We start from the raw sequence: 16,858 nt of genomic DNA, 5'->3' as shown, positions 1-16,858 counted from the left end.
TCTAAACAATCGGCTTGTCAGATCCGGGCGGTTCATGCTCCAGCCTGATTTTTCCGACGAATAGCCGGCGCATGATTCATTCGGATAAGAACTGCGAAGCATATCCCGTGCCAAAGTCTTTCCGAAATTTATATTTTGAATCGGCGCGCATTCAATCCATGAATCCCCTGTCTGGACACGACGGGCCTATAACCTGGCGTTTACCCGCTGGAACCGCTTCGCACGGCCTGTCGGCGCGTGAATCCGCTTGAAATTCGCTTTCAATCCGTTCGAAACATGAAAAACCGGTTATCGGCACGAACACTTCGGAATCGGTTTCATCGCGAATTTTCCGCTTGTCGGCACAATGCGATTTGTCGCGTGCGAACGACATCATCCGCGTGGCCGATGACATTCGGTGCCGGCGAGTTTAAGGGAGAACGCAGCCTGTCCGGATCAAGCGCGACGACGCTCACTCGCGCTGCGCGTCGACGTGGGCACGGATGCGGCGCGCGCCCTCTTCCGGCGTGCATGTCGACGTGTCGATGCGCAGCGCGTAAGGCCGCGAATAAGCCGGATGCCCGAACTGGGAGCGGGCCATGCCCTCGCCGCGATCGGGCCTCGCGCGTTCGCGCTGTTCGAGGATATCCAGCGGGCACGTCACGCCGATGACGAAGGTCTGACGCGGCGACAGCGCGGCAATGCATGCGTCGAGCGCGGCCGGATCCCGGAGCACGAGATCCAGCACGATCTCGAAATGGCTGGCCGCGATCCGTGCGAGCGTCGACTGCAGGTTGAGCTGGTGGAGTCTCAGCGCCTGATTCAGCTCCTCGTCCGATCGCATGTCACGTCGGCGCGACATCTCGACGAACGCGTCGAGCGAGACGTGAAACGTCGGCACGTCCGACCCTTGCTGGAGCGCCCTGGCCAGGCTGCTCTTCCCTGCACTGGTCGGGCCGTGCAATACGACGGCAACGGGTTTCATGGCGATGGTCGATGGGCGAGGTGCCCCGGTTGCCGTGTTGAATCAGGATGCTAGCCCAATTTTCGCCGCCCATCGACACGCCCGGTCGGCGCTTCGGCGAGCCCGCGCAACGCCGCCGCGTGCTCGGCGCCGTCCGCGATCTCGTCCAGCGCCCGGTTGTTGGTGCGCGGCCCGAACACGCCGATCGACACCATCACGATCAGCATGCTGCCGCCGATCAGCACGAACACGGCCGACACCCCCGCGCGTTCGAGCAGCAGCGCGACGATGAAACTGCTCGCGATCCCCGTCAGGCGGCCGATCGAATGCACGAAGCCGAGCGCGCGCCCGCGGATCTCGGTCGGAAACACTTCCGACTGGTACGCGGTGCCGTTGCTCGCGAGCACCGTGTTGGACAGCGTGACGAGCAAGCCGAACGCGATCACGAACGGCGCCTGCGCCGACATCGCGAACGCGGTGCCGAACAGCGCGACGCCGAACGCCGACGCGACGATCAGCCATTTGCGCTCGACCCGGTCGGCGAGCAGGCCGGCGACGAACGGCGACACCGGATACGCGAACGCGATCACGAACGCATACCAGAGGCTCTTCGTGACGCTCGCGCCCTGCGCGGCGAGCAGCGTCGGCAGCCACTGGCTGAAGCCGAAGAAACCGATGCTCAGGAATGCATTGAACGCGATCAGCATCGTCGTGCGGCCGCGATGCCGCGCATCCCACATCGACGGCGTGCGCGGCGCGGCAGTGGCCGTGGCCGCTGCGACCGGCGTCGGGACTGCGGGCAGCGGCCGGCCGGATTCCCGCTCGACGGCCTGCTCGAGCCGCCGCAGCACGGCTTCGGCCTCGGCCTCGCGCCCCGTGTGGGCGAGCCAGCGCGGCGACTCCGGCAACCGCGACTGCAGCCACCAGACGAAAACCGCGCCGCTGCCGCCGAGCAGCACGACCCAGCGCCATCCGGACATGCCGAGCGGATCGTGCGGCACCCATAACCACGACACCAGCGCCAGCACGGGCATCGCGAGATAGCCGACCGCGAAGCACAGCGCGAACGCGCGGCCGCGCACCGCCTTCGGCACCAGCTCGGTCAGGAACGCGCCGATCGTGATCAGCTCCGCGCCGATGCCGCAGCCCGCGATGAAACGGCACACGAGGATGCCGAGCGCATGCGTCTGCACGCACATCGCCAGGCTCGCCGCCGTGTAGAGCAGCAGCGCGCCGGTGAACAGCGCGCGACGCCCGAAGCGGTCCGCGAGGCGCGACACGAACATCTCGCCGACGAACAGCCCGGCGAACGTCGCCGCGCCGAGCGCGCCCTGGTCCGACATGCCGAGCACGCCGTGCGAGCCCGCGTGAAAGATGCCGTCGCGGATCAGCCCGGGCGGCAGGTAGGTCATCTGGAACAGGTCGTAGACCTCGAAAAACCCGCCGACGCTCAGGAACAGCACGAGCGTCCAGATGCTGGCCGTCGCGGGCAGGCGGTCGATGCGGGCGGCGATCGACGCCGCATGGGAATGGGACATGGCGATTCCTCGATGATCCGCCCGCGCGGCCTGCGCGAAGCGGCGAAGCGGCAGACCCGGCGCCGGCGCGACATGCGCGCGGCGCCGGCGTTCATACGGTGGCGACCGGATTGACCGGCGACCCGACGAGCCCGCGCAGGTGCAGCGGCGGCGCGGTCAGCAGGAAGCGGTTGCGCCGGTGCGCGTGCAGCCAGTCGGCAAGCGGCGTCAGGTGCCACAGCTCGCCGAGGTGAATGCCGAGCTTGAACAGGCACAGCTCGTGCAGCGGCATCAGCGCGCCGGGCCGCTCGCGCGCCCGCGCATCGCGCGGTCGCTCCTCGACCGCGTGGTTGTCCGCCGCGAGCGCGGCGAGCCCCGACGCGTCGATCCATTCGAGCAGGCGCGGGTCGTCGCCGTCGAGCACGCAGCACACGTCCGGCGCGGCGGGTTCGCCGCGCGCGTCGGCGTCGAGCAGGCGATCGGCGAAGCCCGTATGCACGCACACGATGTCGCCGCGCTCGACGATCACGTCGTCCGCGCGCAGCACCGCCATCCACTCCGCGTAGCCGATCTTGCGCCGCTCGTCGCCGAAGTGGCGCCGCAGGTCGACCAGCACGCCGCGCCCCTGCACGCCCGTCTGCGCCATCACCTCGATGCCGAGCGCACGCGCGCCGCCGCGCGGCGCGCACGCTTCGGGCACCTGGATGTGCTCGTCCATCCGGTAGCCGTTGTAGAACATGCGGGCCCGCTCGCCGTCGCCCGCCGGATCGAACAGCGAGCCGACGTGCGACAGCGCATCCCACTGCGTCGAGAACTGCGAGTGCATGCAGAACGAATCGTCGCAGACGACATCGGTTGCGTTCGCAACCTGTTCATCCGCCCGATAACCGAAGTACGGCTTGTCGCCGAGCAGCGCCGGCATGATCGCCGGCGGCCGGCGCCGCGCGTTCAACCCGCCGCCGCGCGGCACGTCGAGCGGCAGGCTCAGCGAAAACACGCGGCCTTCGCGCACTTCCGCGACGCCGCGCAGCACCGCGTCGGCGGTCAGCCAGTTCAGGCGCCCTTTCTGATCGTCCGGGCCGAAATCCCCCCAGTTCGAGCCGGGCGGCCGATGGGTCCAGCGTGGCTTCATGGTTGTCTCCTCCATGCAATGTCCAGGGTGCGGCGGCCGTCATTCGCGGCCGCGTCGCACGTCGCGCCTACCGCGTTCGGATCACGCCCAGCCCCGCGAGCCGCTCGTATTCGCGTTCGCCGAGCAGCGGCAGCAGGATCTCGCGATTGTTCTCGCCGAGCGCGGGCGCGGGCCGGCGGAACGTGCCGGGCGTGGCCGACAGGCGCGGCGTGATGTTGTGCATCGGCAGGCTGCCGACGTCGTCGTCCGGCAGCTCGACGAGCGCCTCGCGCTCGATCACATAGCGGTCCTGAACGATCTGCGCGATATCCTGGATCGGCCCGACCGTCACGCCCGCTTTTTCGAAGAACGCGAGATTGGCATCGAGATCGCGCGCGGCGATGAATTCGCCGACGATCGCATCGAGCGCTTCCGCGTGCTGCACGCGCTGCACGTTGGTCGCGTAGCGCGGATCGTCGATCAGCTCCGCGCGGCCGATCGCGCGGAACAGCCGCTCGGCCATCGCCTGTGTCGAACTCGACAGGCACAGCCACTTGCCGTCGCGGGTCCGATACGCGTTGCGCGGCGCGGTGTTCGACGAGCGGCTGCCGGTGCGTTCCTTGATCTTGCCGGTCATCACGTAGTTCGCGGCGGCCGGGCCGAGGATCGACAGCAGCGGCTCGAACAGCGACACGTCGATCACCTGCCCCGCCGCGCCGTGCGCGTCGCGCGCATGCAGCGCGACCAGCACGGCGATCGCGCCGGACAGCCCGGCCGTCATGTCGCCGAGGAACATCGGCGGCAGCACCGGCTCGCGATCGGCGAAGCCGTTGATCGCCGCGAACCCCGCATATCCTTCCGCGAGCGTGCCGAAGCCCGGCTTGTGGCGATACGGCCCGGTCTGCCCCCAGCCGGAGATCCGCGCGATCACCAGCTCGGGGCGGATCGCGAGCAGGTCGTCCGGGCCGAGCCCCATCTTCTCGGCGACGCCGGGCTTGAAGCTTTCGACGAACACGTCCGCGTCGCGCACCAGCCGGCGGACGATGTCGATGCCCTCGGGCGCGCGCAGGTCGACGCACACGCTGCGCTTGTTGCGCCCGTATACCTTCCAGTTCGTGCTGATCCCGCCCGCGCCGACCGCGCGCAGCGTATCGCCGCGCTCGCTCTCGACCTTCACGACATCCGCGCCGAAATCGGCGAGCTGCACGCTCAGCATGTTGCCGGCCATCAGGCGCGACAGGTCGACGACGCGCACGCCCGCGAGCGGCCCCTGCGCGCCGGCGTCGAACGGTTTCGGATGAATCGGGCCGGTGGACGCGCGACGGTGCGCGCCGGCCGCGTGAGCGACCTGCGGGTCGGGAACGAACATGCTTGTCTCCTGGTTGGTGTATGCGTCGTGCGAGGCGGACTGCAAGGCGGACTTCGAGGCGCGCTCAGCCGCGCGCGGCGCTACTCGAGCAGCGCGCCGAGCTGGTCGGCCGCGCGAAATGCCGCGCCTGCGGCGGGCAGATCGCCGCCGAGCGCATGCGTCAGCTCGACGGCAGCCGCCTGCACGCGCGGCAGGTAGTCGGCCAGCACCTTCTTGTTGAAGCGATAACGCGGCACGCCGAGCGAGATCGCGCCGCTGAGCACGCGGCCGACGCCGAATGCCGGGCACGCGATCGCCGCGCTTTCCGGATCGCGCTCGGCGATCGATACCGCGTAGCCCTGCTCGGCCGTCTTCTCGTAGTCGCCGCCGCGCGTGCCGCTGAACGCAAGCAGCACACGCCCGGCCGCGCCGACGTCGAGCGGGAAGCGGTCGCCCTCGCGCAGGTGCGTGCGCACCGAGCGCTGCGCCTGGATGCGGAACAGGCACACGCGCTGGTCGCCTTCACGCACGTAGAACGCGGCCGTCTCGCCGGTTTCCGCCGACAGTCTCGACAGGATCGGCATCACGTACTCGCGCAGCTGGAACGACTCGCGATACATCATCCCGAGCTGGAACACGGCGGGCCCCAGCACATAGCGCCCGTCCGGCAGGCGCTTGATGAAGCGGAACTGCTCGAGCGACTCGAACATCCGCAACAGCGTGCTCATGTTGAGCCCCGTCTCCTCGCTCACCTGCGCGAGCATCAGCCCGCCGGGCGCGTTGCCGAATGCCAGCAGCGCGGTCAGCGCGCGGTTGACCGCGGCCACGCCGCCCTCTGCCGGACTGCTTGTCTCCACCTTGTTCATGTCCACCTCGTGCGATGCCGGGCTGTTCGCGTCAGGTCGGTGCCACGTTACGCTGGCCGGCATCGAAAAATGAAAGTCACTTTCATTATACGCAGATCATCGATGACATCAACATGAATCCGCAGAGCTTCGCTCGGTCATCATCCTGAAATGTTCCTTGATACTAGGCGTTAACGATAATCTTGACGAATGCGGTCATCCATCACAAAAATGAAAGTGACTTTCATTTTATGAGACCGTAGATGAATTCATCATCACAACCCGTCTGGCGCTCGCTGCTGTACGTCCCCGCGCATGTCCCTCGTTTCGTCGCATCGGCCGCCGCGAGCGACGCCGATGCGCTGATCCTCGATCTCGAGGACAGCGTCCCGCCCGCATGCAAGGCAGCCGCCCGCGACGGGCTGGCCGACGCCGTGCCGGCGCTGCGCGCGCCAGGCCGCGACCTGCTGGTGCGCGCCAACGGCCCGCTCGACCAGCTCGTGCCCGACCTGCGCGCGGCCGTCCGGGCCGGCGTGGACGGCGTCGTGCTGCCGAAGGTGCGCGGCGGCTCGCACATCGAGGCGATCGACGAACTGCTGACCGCGCTCGAAGAAGAAGCCGGCGCGCCGCCCGGCCGCACACGGATCGTCGCGATCGTCGAAACGCCGCGCGCGTTCCAGGCAATGGACCGGATCGCGCAGGCGTCGCCGCGCGTCGTCGCGATGATGCTGGGCGGCGGCGATTTCGCGCTGAACTGCGAAAGCGGCGCGAGCGCCGATGTGCTGCGCGTGCCGAAACAGTTGCTGATCATCGCCGCGCGCGCCGCCGGCATCCTGCCGCTCGGCCTCATCGGCGGCCTCGACGAACTGCGCGATCTCGACGCGTTCGAGCGCATCGCGCGCGCGTCCGCGGAGCTCGGCTATGCAGGCGCGACCTGCATCCACCCGCTGCAGGTCGGCGCGCTCAACCGTGCGTTCCGGCCCGACGACGCCGCGGTGCGCGACGCGCACGCGGTGCTGGCCGCCTACGACGACGCACGTGCGAACGGGCGCGGCGCGCTGCGCGTCGACGGCCGGATGGTCGACGCGCCCGGCGTCGCCCGCGCGAAGCGCGTGCTCGCACGTCACGCGGCGGTACAGGCACGCGCCGACGGCGTGCCCCGGTAATGCGGGCGCCCCCCTTCATCGTCGCGCGTCCATGCGCGCGTCGCGCGGTGCGCGCACGCGCCCCGTCACGATGCCGTCCGTTCGCCACCCGGCCCGGATAGCGCCGCCCCGCAGCACCGCCGCACCGCTCGACCGGCGCGGCGCCGAACTCAAACAAAGAACAAACCCTGGAAGGAGACAAACCATGGGCAAGCGGATGTCCGCACTGTGCGGACTGGGCCTCGTATCGGCCAGCGCCTGCGCGCAGAGCACGATCACGCTGTATGGCGTGGCCGACATCTATACGGAACTCCTCACCCATCAGGCCGCGCCCGGCGACAAGTCGTCGGCATCGCTCGTGCGGATGGCGTCGGGCGGCAAGAGCGGCTCGCGCTGGGGCCTGAAGGGCGTCGAGGAACTCGGCGGCGGCTGGCAGGCCGCGTTCCGGCTCGAAAGCGGCATCAACCTGAACAACGGTACCGGCACCGGCGCGGGCGGCTTCGACCGCTCCGCATGGGTCGGGCTGCAGCACGAGCGCTGGGGCGCGCTGCGGCTCGGCCACCAGTACACGACGCTGTTCGACGTCATGGAGCGCTATTCGCCGACGGGCGCGTACTCGACGCTGTACGAGCCGGCCGGCGCGATCGTCGGCGTCAACTTCCGCGAGAACAACGTCGCCAAGTACCTGGCGAAGATCGGCCCGCTGACGCTCGAAACGCACTATTCGTTCGGCGGCACGCCCGGCGCGTTCCAGTCGAACGCCGCCTATGGCGCCGGCTTCGACTATGCCGGCGGCGCAATCTCGCTCGCCGCCGCGTTCGACAACGTCAACACGCCGCAGCCGGGCGGCTTCGCGCATTTCCGCCGCTACGCCGCCGCCGCGATCGCGTCCGTCGGACGTGCGCAGCTGCTGGCCGGCGTCACGCACGGCCAGAGCGGCGTCGCCGCGCCGTCGGTCGTGACGCGCTACACGTTCTGGTGGGCCGGCGTGCGCTACGCGATCACCCCTTACCTGCAGGCGGTCGGCGCGTTCTATTACGAGGACATCCGCGCGCAGAATGCGCCGAACGCGCAGACACCCACGCCGCACCCGGCCAACCCGCAGCAGGTCACGCTGCAGCTGAACTACTTCCTGTCGAAAGCCGTCACGCTGTACCTGGCGGGCGGCTACGCGCGCCGCGCCGCACTCGATTTCGACAATTACAACTACAACTTCCTCCACTACACGCTGGCCGGCGACCGCGCCAGCAGCGCGGGCCTGGCACTCGGCCTGCGCAAGCTGTTCTGACCTCGCCTCTCCCCAGCCTCAGGAACCTTCGGAGTCTTCGCACAATGAACCGCCGCCACTTCCTTTCCACGCTGACCGGCGCGGCGCTCGCGCTGCCGTTCGCTCACGCCCGCGCGGGCGCACTGCCGGCCGCCGGCGTCAGCCCCGGCCGCCCCGATCTCGCGCAGCAGCTCGCCGACTACGCGGCCGGGCTGCAGTATCGCGACCTCGACGCCGCGACGATCGAAACGATCAAGGCGCACCTGATCGACGCGCTCGGCTGCGCGATCGCCGCGCACGACGAACGTCCGGTACGCATCGCGCGCGACGCGGCGCTCGCGTCGCCGGGCGGCGTGTCGACGATCGTCGGCACGAACCAGCGCACGAGCCCCGATCTCGCCGCGTTCGCGACCGGCACCGCACTGCGCTACTACGATTTCAACGACGCGTACGCCGGCAAGGAGACCGGCCATCCGAGCGACAACATGTCCGCGTGCCTCGCGGTCGCCGAAGCGCAGCATGCGAACGGCCGCGACCTGATCCTGTCGATCGCGATCGCCTACGAGATCGCGTGCCGGCTGATGGACGCCGCCGCGATCAGCCCGCGCGGCTGGGACCACACGTGCTACAGCCTGCCCGCCGTCGCGCTCGCCGCGGGCAAGCTGATGCGCATGCCCGCGCCGCAGCTGGTGCAGGCGGTGAACCTGTCGATCAACAGCCATCTCGCGCTGAACCAGACGCGCGTCCAGCAGTTGTCGAACTGGAAGGCGCTCGCCGATGCGGACGCGGCGCGCAACGCGGTATTCTCGACGCAGCTCGCGCGGGCCGGGCTGACCGGCCCCGCGCCGATCTTCGAAGGCATGGCGGGATTCTTTCCGCAGGTGTCCGGGCCGTTCGCCGTCGACACGCGCGAATTCGGCGGGCGCGGCGGCGCGTTCCGGATCGGCAAGTGCTTCGTGAAGTTCTATCCCGCGCAAGGGCTCACGCAAACCGCGATTCCGGCGGCGCTCGACGTCGCCGCGCAGGTCGGCGACCTGCGCCGGATCCGGCGCATCGAGATCGACACGACCGAAGTCGGTTATGTGACGGCCGGCCGCGACCGCGAAAAATGGGCGCCGTCGACGCACGAGACCGCCGATCACAGCCTGCCGTACATCGTCGCGCGCGCGATGCTCGACGGCGACATCACGACCGAGAGCTACCGGCCCGACGCGCTGCACGATCCGGCGCTGCGCGCGTTGATCGAGCGGATCACGGTGCGCGAGGACCCGGCGCTGACCGCCCGCTATCCCGCGCACGCGCCGAACCGGGTAACGGCCGTGTGCGAAGACGGGTCGGTCTGCACGAAGCAGGTGGACGACCTGCCCGGCTCGCCGACGCGGCCGATGCGGCGCGACGACTACGAGGCGAAGTTCGCGAAGAACTGCCGGCGGCACTGGAGCCCGGCGCAGATCCGCGCGGCGCTCGATTACCTGTGGCGGCTCGACGAGCAGCCCGACGTCGCGACGCTGCCGCCGCTGCTCGTTGTCGGCTGACCTGCGTGAACGAACCCTAAGCTTCCGCCGCGACGCCGTGCCGTTCGAGCGCTTCCGCGACCTCGACGATGCGGCTGCGCAGCCAAGCGTGCGCGTTGCTGCCGTCGTAGCGCCGGTGCCAGTACAGCGACCACGCGACGGGCTCCATCGCGAGCGGCAGGTCGCGGATCACGAGCCGCGCATCGTCGAGGCTCAGCGCATGCCGCTCCGACATGATCACCGCGTACGGCAGCGCGTCCAGCATGTTCGGCACGACGAGCCAGTGCGGCACGTTGAGCGCGATGCGCCGCGTGCAGTTCATGTTCGCAAGCAGGTTGTCGACCAGGCTGTGGTCGACCGGGTTGATCGTCACGTTGAGGAAGTCGAGCGCGAGGAACCGTTCGAGCGTCAGCGGCGTGCCCGCTTCCGGATGGCTGCGGCTCATCACGCAGACCATCCGGTCATGAAACACGATTTGCGACGACAGCGTGCCCGAATGTTCGAGGCCGGCGCTGATCGCCAGGTCGAGCAGCCCCGACTCGAGTGCGTCGGCGGTCTTGGCGGCACTCATGTGCACGACGTCCATGCCGATATTCGGGCTGGTCAAGCGCATGCAGCGCAGCAGAGCCGGCAGCAAAAGCAATTCGGTGAGATCCGACATGCGCAACGTGAAATGGCGCTCGGACGTAAAAGGATTGAATTGATAATCCGATTCAAATAATTCCTCGATTTGTTGCATGATCTGTCGAATCGGTATCGCCAGCGCCTGTGCGCGCGGCGTCAACTCCATGCCGACCGCGGTGCGCGCCAGGATCTCGTCCTTGAACAGGAACCGCAACCGCGCCAGCGCGTTGCTGACGGCCGGCTGCGTGAGGCCGACCTTCTGGCCGGCCCGTGTGACCTGTTTCTCCGTCAATAGCGCATCGAGTATGACCAGCAGGTTCAGATCGATCGAACGTAGATTCATGTTTGCGACCATCCACTAAACAGGTTAAACACCGCCTCCGATTGCGATCGCGAAATTCCGCAATCGGAGCAATCCCCTGATATTTAGTGCAATGCACAAGAATAGTCCAATCTTGACGTATCTATATTTTTAGGTATCGAGCGGTATTGGTTAATTTTTTAAATTAGTGGGTCCGTTTCGCATCGATTCTTCCGGATACCGTGCCAATCGGCCATTTGATTCGCGATTTTTGAAAAAAGGTCGCATTGCAAAAAAATGCGGACGACCGCCGCCCCGGCGGCCGCCCGCGAGCTCAAACGGTCGCGACCGGATTCGCCGGTGCGCCGACCAGGCCGCGGATATGCAGCGGCGGCGCGGTCAGCAGAAACCGGTTCCGGCCGTGTGCATGCAGCCAGTTCGCGAGCGGCGTCAGGTGCCACAGCTCGCCGAGGTGAATACCGAGCTTGAACAGGCACAGTTCGTGAAGCGGCATCAGCGCGCCCGGTTGCGCGAGCGGCTGCGCATGTTGCGGACGTTCCTCGATCGCATGGTTGTCGGCCACGAGCGCGGCCAGCCCCGATTCGTCGATCCATTGCAGCAGCCGCGCATCGCTGCTGTCCAGCACGCACGCGCTCGCGACCGTCACCGGCGACCCGCCGTCGTCATGCAGCAGCAGATCCGCAAAACCGGTGTGAATGCAGACGATGTCGCCGCGCTCGACCTGCACGCGGTCCGCCTCCATCACCTGCATCAGTTGCGCGAAGCCGACCTTCGTGCGCGCGTCGCCGAAATGACGCCGCAGGTCGATCAGCACGCCGCGCCCCTGCACGCCCGTTTGCGCCATCACCTCGATGCCGAGCGCGTGCGCGCCGCCCGTCGCGTCGCCCTCTTGCGGCACCCGCAGATGCTCGCCCATCCGGAAGCCGTTGTAGAACACGATTTCAGGCACGCCGTCGTCGTCCGCGTCGAACACGCCGCCCACGTGCGACAGGCCGTCCCATTGCGTCGAGAACTGCGAGTGCATGCAGAACGAATCGTCGCAGACCACATCGGTTGCGTTCGCAACCTGTTCGTCCGCGCGATAACCGAAATACGGCTTGTCGCCGAGCAGCGCCGGCATGATCGCCGGTGGCCGCCGCCGCGCGTTCAGCCCGCCGCCGCGCGGCACGTCGAGCGGCAGGCTCAGCGAGAACGACAGCCCTTCCCGCACTTCGGCTGCGCCCTGCCGCACCTTGTCCGGCGTCAGCCAGTTCAGCCGCCCCTTCTGATCGTCGGGACCGAAGTCGCCCCAGTTCGAGCCGGGTGGCCGCTTTTTCCAGCGGGGTGCATTCAAGATCTGTGTCCTCCTTCAGTGCCCGACGTCAGCGCCGCGAGCGCATCGAGCGGCGCATCGTCGGCGAGCGACCGTACCGCGTCGCGCAGCGCGAGCGCGCGCTCCATGCCGAGCGCCGAACTCGCCGCCAGCACGAATTTCGCGGTGAGTTCCTGTTCGGTCAGCGGCCGCGAATTCGTGCCCTTGCTCGACTCGATCCACGCCTCGCGCACTTGCCCGTCGCGCAGCTCGACGCGCAGCACCGCCGGCAGGAAATGCGGGAAGCGCGCATCGCACCACGGATCGGCCACGCAACGCACCTTCGCAGCCAGGGCGCGCCGCGCGGGGTCCCGCGCAAGCGCATCGTCGAAATCGTCGAACCAGACGCCGAGACCGCCGCCGCCGAGCAGCGCCGCCGCGACCGTGTACGGCCCCGAGAACGCCGCCGCATAACCGTTCGGCGGATTCGCCTTCAACTCCGCCGGCTCGCCGATCGTGCGCAGCGTCGACGTCGCGACCCGCAGCTCGGCCGACACCACGTCGTCCGCCGTCACGCCTTGCGCCTTCAGTTGCAGCGCCGCGTCGATGCCCGGGTGCGTGAAGTGGTTGCACGGATACGGCTTGAAGATGATCCGGCTCGTCTCCCATTCGTCGCCCAGGTCGCGCAGCACCGCGTCGACGTCGGCGAGGTCGCCGCACCACGCATGGAAGAAGCCGAAGCGGCCTTCGAGCGCGGTCGGCGGCGCGGTGACGCCCGCGCCCGCCAGTTCCGCCGCGCTCACGCCCGCATGCGCCGCCCAGCCGCAGTGAATCCGCTTCACCGAGCCGCCGGTGCGGTTCGCTTCGAGCAGGCCCGCGCCCATGCTCGCGGCAATGCCGAGCGCCGCCGCGATCTGCGCGGCGTCGAGCCCGAGCAGCATCGCCGCGGCCGCCGCCGCGCCGACCGTGCCGCAGATCGACGTCGCGTGCTGGCCGCGCTCGAAAAACACCGAATTGCCGAGCCCCTCGTTATAGGCGGCGACGCCCAGCCGGATGCACACCTCGGTGCCCACCGTGATCGCATCGAGCAGCGCCGCGCCCGACGCGCCGCTCGCCTGCGCGGCGGCGAGCGCGGCCGGAATCACCGACGCACTCGGATGCAGCACCGACAGCATGTGCGAATCGTCGAAATCCATCGCATGCGCGAGCGTGCCGTTGACGAGCGCGGCACTCGCGGCCGGCAGCCGGTCGGGCGCGCCGATCACGCTCGCCGGGCCGGTGCCCGCCCAGCGCCGCGCGACCTGCAGCACCGACTGCACGACCGGTTCGTCGTGCGCGATCAGGCTGTTGCCGACCACGTCGAGCACGCGCGCGGCGGCCTCGACGCGCAGCCGGTATTCCAGCCCTCCGGCGCGCACCTCCGCCGCGAAGCGGCCGAGCGCGCCGACGATGCCGTCGGGTGGCGCGGGCCGGTCCGGTGCGACCGGATCGGCAGTGGCCGCCGGAGCGGAAAGCGTCTCGGGTGTGCTCATGCCAGTGCTCCACTGAGTCGAAGATTGTTCGCGAGCGCGAGCGTCACGCGCGCGTTGGCGATCAGCGGCGGCGCGACCACGCGGCCGTCCGGCAGCACGAAGACCGACGACGCCGAGGCCTTGCCCGCTGTCGCATCGACCGCCTCGAGCACCCGCTCGGCTGCGCGGATCTCGTCTTCCGACGGCGTGAACACCTCGTTGATCACCGCGAGCTGCGACGGATGAATCGCGAAGCGGCCGAGAAACCCCATCGACTTGGCGCGCAGCGTCGATTCCCTCAGCCCGTCGAGATCGGGCAGCGTGTGATAGACGGTCTGGATCGGCCCGGCGAGCCCCGCCGCGCGAGACACCACGACGCAGCGCGCGCGGCACACCTCGAGCGTGAAGTTGTCGACGCCGATCTGCAGGTCCGCACGCAGGTCGCTCTCGCCGAGCCCGATGCGCTCCAGCCGCGGCGACGCGGTCGCGAGCTGGTAAGCCGTCTCGACACCGTACGCCGACTCGATCAGGATCTGGATGCCCGCATCGCTGCCGAGCGCGTCGAGCCAGCCGGCCACTTCCTGGATATGCTGCGGCAGGTCGCATTTCGGCAGGCGCAGCGCCTGGAGCGCCGGCTGCGCGATCGCGTCGACGTCGTCGCGACACCACGGGCTGCCGATCGGGTTGATCCGCACGTAGGTCGGCTTCGGCGGGCCTTCCGCGAGAATCGCGGCGGCCGCCTCACGGGCTTCGGCCTTGTGGCTGGCCGGCACGGCATCCTCGAGGTCGAGCACGATGGCATCGGCTTCGCTCGCATACGCCTTGTCCACCACCTGCGCCTTGTGCGCGGGCACGTAGAGGTAACTGCGGTAGGTTGCGCTGGTTTTCATACAATGCCCCGTTCGGTCAAATCGGCGATCTCGTGCCGCTCCAGCCCCAATGCGCCGAATACTTCGTCGTTGTGCGTGCCGCGCGCCGGTCCGCCCCAGCGGATTGCGCCGGGCGTGTCGGACAGCCGGAACGGCACGTTGTGCGTGCGGAACGCGCCGAGCTCCGCGTCGGGCACCGACACGACCGAGCCGAGCGCCGCGTACTGCGGATCGCGGAGCACGTCGGCGACGTCGTAGATCGGCGCGACCGCCGCCTGCGCGCGCTCGAACTCGGCGATCACGTCGTCGCGCGAGCGCTGCCCGATCCAGCCGCCGACCGCCGCATCCAGTTCGTCCGCATGCTTCGCGCGCTCGGCGCCGTTCGCGAACCAGGGTTCGTCGATCAGGTCCTCACGGCCGACGAGGCGCATCACGCGCTCCGCGATGCTGTGCGCCGACGTCGACAGCGCGACCCACTTGCCGTCCGACGTGCGGTACACCCCGCGCGGCGAATTGTTCGGCGAACGATTGCCGGTGCGTTCGGGCACCCGGCCCGTCTGGTCGTAGCTCGCGACCTGCGCGCCCATCGCAGCGAGCATCGTCTCGATGATCGCGAGATCGACGACCTGGCCGCGCCCGGTGTGCTCGCGCGCCTTCAGCGCCGTCATGATCGCGAACGCGGCGTTCAGCCCCGCGACGGTGTCCGCGAGCGGGAACGACGGCAGCAGCGGCGGCCCGTCGGCCTCGCCGGTGACCGACGCGAGCCCGCTCATCGCCTCGGCCAGCGTACCGAAGCCGGGGCGGCTCGCATACGGGCCGAACTGCCCGAAGCCCGTCACCCGCACGAGCACGAGCCGCGGGTTGATCGCGGACAGCACGTCGTAACCGAGCCCCCAGCGTTCGAGCGTGCCGGGCCGGAAATTCTCGACGACCACGTCCGCCTGCGCCGCCATTTCGCGGAAGATCCGCTGGCCGTCGGCCGTGCCGAGATTCAGCGTGACGGCCCGCTTGTTGCGCGCGAGCACCTTCCACCACAACGGCACGTCGTCGCGACGCGCGCCGTACTTGCGCGCCGGATCGCCGTCCGGATGCTCGACCTTGATCACGTCGGCGCCGTAGTCCGCCAGCATCGTCGCCGCGAGCGGGCCCGCGAACAACGTCGCGGCGTCGATCACGCGAATGCCGTCGAGCGGCGCCGGTTTGGACGCGTCCGACGCCGCACCGGCGTCGACGCTCCCCATTTCCACAGTGGCCATGCCGTTCTCCAGTCAGATGGATTGCACGGCGCGCCGCACACCGTCATCATCTGCATGACTAATCGTCTTGCAGCGATGCGGGCGCGGCGCGCGACCTGCCGCTCAGACGGCGTTGATCCGGTAGATCGGGAAATACGTCTGGATCTTCCCGTTCAGGTAGTCGGACGCGAGCTTCGGCACCTCGTCGAAATCGAAGATCTCGGTCGGCTCCTCGCCGATCCAGCCGCTCGTTTCCTGGAAATCGCGGATCGTGATGCTGTCGTCGTAGCGCCACGCGTGCGTGTGGATGTGCAGGCGGCGGTTGATGCACTCCGTCGCGCGCAGGTTCCACAGGCGCATCCCGGTCTTCCAGCCGACCGTCGTGACGATACCCGTGCGGCCGACCACGCGCATCGTCGCGCGATACAGTGCGCCGCCGAGGTTGTCGAGGAAGATCGCGACGCCGCGGCCGCCGCTCAGCTCCGCGATCGTCTCCGCGAACACGCGCTCCGACTCGCGATAGCTCGCCTGGTACTCCGGATCGGTCTTGTAGCGCTCGTCGTCATACGCGAGGTTCGGGAACTTGCGGCGATCGACCGGCGTGATGCCGAGCTTCGCGAGCTCCTCGAGGCGCCGGTCGTTGCTCGCCGTCATCGCGACGCGAAAACCCTCGCGCTTCGCGAGCTGCAGTTCGGCGAGCGTCGTGCCGCCGCCCCAGCCGAACACCAGGTAGTCGGCCGGATCGACGTCCGGCAGCTGCGAGCGCCAGCACGTCGACGCCACCTTCCAGTTGTCCCATGCGGTGAAGTAGCGGCCGTACGTCGCCCATTGCAGCAGCGAATGCCGGCTGTCCGTCGGCACCGCCACGAGGTTGTCGGCGCGCATCTTGGTCCGCTGCGCCATCACGCCGATCGTGCCCGGCGCGTCGTACGCGTAGACGAGCTCGGCGAACCCGTATTCGTCGCGCTTGCCGAACGGCATCACCATGCAGATCTCGCCTTCCTTCAGCGTCTTCACGCCACTGCCGCGCTCGACGATGCGCACCAGCGCACCGTTGCCGAGCACGATCTTGTCCTCGCGGCGCTGCCGGCAGATGTCGACCGGATTGCGCGACAGCGCGTGGTCCAGGTTCGCCTCCCACGATCCGTACAGCGGCTCGACCAGCACCTCGTCGGCTTCCAGATCGGAGAATTCGAAGGTCTCGCGACGCAGCTCGCCCGCCACGGGCGCCTGCTTCCTGCTCGGTTCCGGTCCTGCGTAGAGAACCCATGCATCGGTCTTGATCATCGTCATGCCTCGGTAAATGACTCTGTTTG

At 68.7% G+C, this 16,858-nt stretch carries 14 protein-coding genes; 3 read left to right on the top strand and 11 right to left on the bottom strand.

Going from position 1 to position 16,858, the window contains the following annotated elements:
• Positions 1-451: 451 nt before the first annotated feature.
• From APZ15_RS35230 to APZ15_RS35210, 5 genes are all read right to left on the bottom strand, one after another.
• Complete coding sequence (locus tag APZ15_RS35230) at positions 452-964, bottom strand: chloramphenicol phosphotransferase CPT family protein (protein WP_027792751.1); 513 nt, start codon at positions 962-964, stop codon at positions 452-454.
• 50 nt (positions 965-1,014) lie between these two features.
• Positions 1,015-2,481 carry an MFS transporter gene (locus APZ15_RS35225; protein ID WP_063623172.1) on the bottom strand — a complete coding sequence of 489 codons (1,467 nt, stop codon included), beginning with the start codon at positions 2,479-2,481 and terminating at the stop codon, positions 1,015-1,017.
• 91 nt (positions 2,482-2,572) lie between these two features.
• Positions 2,573-3,592, bottom strand: coding sequence for a cyclase family protein (locus APZ15_RS35220; protein ID WP_027792752.1), 1,020 nt, complete (start codon positions 3,590-3,592; stop codon positions 2,573-2,575).
• A gap of 67 nt (positions 3,593-3,659) precedes the next feature.
• Positions 3,660-4,940, bottom strand: coding sequence for a CaiB/BaiF CoA transferase family protein (locus APZ15_RS35215; RefSeq protein WP_034196226.1), 1,281 nt, complete (start codon positions 4,938-4,940; stop codon positions 3,660-3,662).
• 80 nt (positions 4,941-5,020) lie between these two features.
• Positions 5,021-5,785, bottom strand: coding sequence for an IclR family transcriptional regulator (locus tag APZ15_RS35210; RefSeq protein WP_034196227.1), 765 nt, complete (start codon positions 5,783-5,785; stop codon positions 5,021-5,023).
• Positions 5,786-6,027: 242 nt separating this feature from the next.
• Between APZ15_RS35210 and APZ15_RS35205 the strand changes: the two genes are divergently transcribed.
• The 3 genes from APZ15_RS35205 to APZ15_RS35195 all read left to right on the top strand — a co-directional run bounded on the left by APZ15_RS35205 (position 6,028) and on the right by APZ15_RS35195 (position 9,711).
• Positions 6,028-6,930, top strand: coding sequence for an HpcH/HpaI aldolase/citrate lyase family protein (locus APZ15_RS35205; RefSeq protein ID WP_027792754.1), 903 nt, complete (start codon positions 6,028-6,030; stop codon positions 6,928-6,930).
• Between the two features lie 184 nt (positions 6,931-7,114).
• The gene (locus tag APZ15_RS35200; protein WP_027792755.1) at positions 7,115-8,197 is read left to right on the top strand and encodes a porin; all 1,083 of its coding nucleotides are present in this window, start codon (positions 7,115-7,117) and stop codon (positions 8,195-8,197) included.
• Between the two features lie 44 nt (positions 8,198-8,241).
• Positions 8,242-9,711 (top strand): MmgE/PrpD family protein, encoded by a 1,470-nt coding sequence (locus APZ15_RS35195; RefSeq protein ID WP_027792756.1) that lies wholly within the window; start codon positions 8,242-8,244, stop codon positions 9,709-9,711.
• A 16-nt stretch (positions 9,712-9,727) separates the two neighbouring features.
• Here APZ15_RS35195 and APZ15_RS35190 read toward each other — a convergent pair whose 3' ends face one another.
• The 6 genes from APZ15_RS35190 to APZ15_RS35165 form a co-directional block, all read right to left on the bottom strand.
• Complete coding sequence (locus tag APZ15_RS35190) at positions 9,728-10,657, bottom strand: LysR family transcriptional regulator (protein WP_027792757.1); 930 nt, start codon at positions 10,655-10,657, stop codon at positions 9,728-9,730.
• A gap of 292 nt (positions 10,658-10,949) precedes the next feature.
• Positions 10,950-11,969 carry a cyclase family protein gene (locus APZ15_RS35185; protein WP_027792758.1) on the bottom strand — a complete coding sequence of 340 codons (1,020 nt, stop codon included), beginning with the start codon at positions 11,967-11,969 and terminating at the stop codon, positions 10,950-10,952.
• Positions 11,966-13,459, bottom strand: coding sequence for an MmgE/PrpD family protein (locus APZ15_RS35180; RefSeq protein WP_027792759.1), 1,494 nt, complete (start codon positions 13,457-13,459; stop codon positions 11,966-11,968). The genes APZ15_RS35185 and APZ15_RS35180 overlap by 4 nt, the downstream gene beginning before the upstream one ends.
• On the bottom strand, positions 13,456-14,328 hold the full coding sequence (locus APZ15_RS35175) for an HpcH/HpaI aldolase/citrate lyase family protein (protein ID WP_027792760.1): 873 nt from the start codon (positions 14,326-14,328) through the stop codon (positions 13,456-13,458). The genes APZ15_RS35180 and APZ15_RS35175 overlap by 4 nt, the downstream gene beginning before the upstream one ends.
• Positions 14,325-15,563: a CaiB/BaiF CoA transferase family protein gene (locus APZ15_RS35170; protein ID WP_049097012.1), complete on the bottom strand. Its 1,239-nt coding sequence runs from the start codon at positions 15,561-15,563 to the stop codon at positions 14,325-14,327. Before APZ15_RS35170 ends, APZ15_RS35175 begins: the two co-directional genes overlap by 4 nt.
• Before the next feature lie 102 nt (positions 15,564-15,665).
• The gene (locus APZ15_RS35165) at positions 15,666-16,829 is read right to left on the bottom strand and encodes a quinone oxidoreductase family protein (protein ID WP_027792762.1); all 1,164 of its coding nucleotides are present in this window, start codon (positions 16,827-16,829) and stop codon (positions 15,666-15,668) included.
• Positions 16,830-16,858: the final 29 nt, after the last annotated feature.

The organism is Burkholderia cepacia ATCC 25416 (genome assembly GCF_001411495.1).
Classification (GTDB): Bacteria; Pseudomonadota; Gammaproteobacteria; order Burkholderiales; family Burkholderiaceae; genus Burkholderia; species Burkholderia cepacia.
This window is presented reverse-complemented; position numbering and strand designations above follow the sequence as displayed.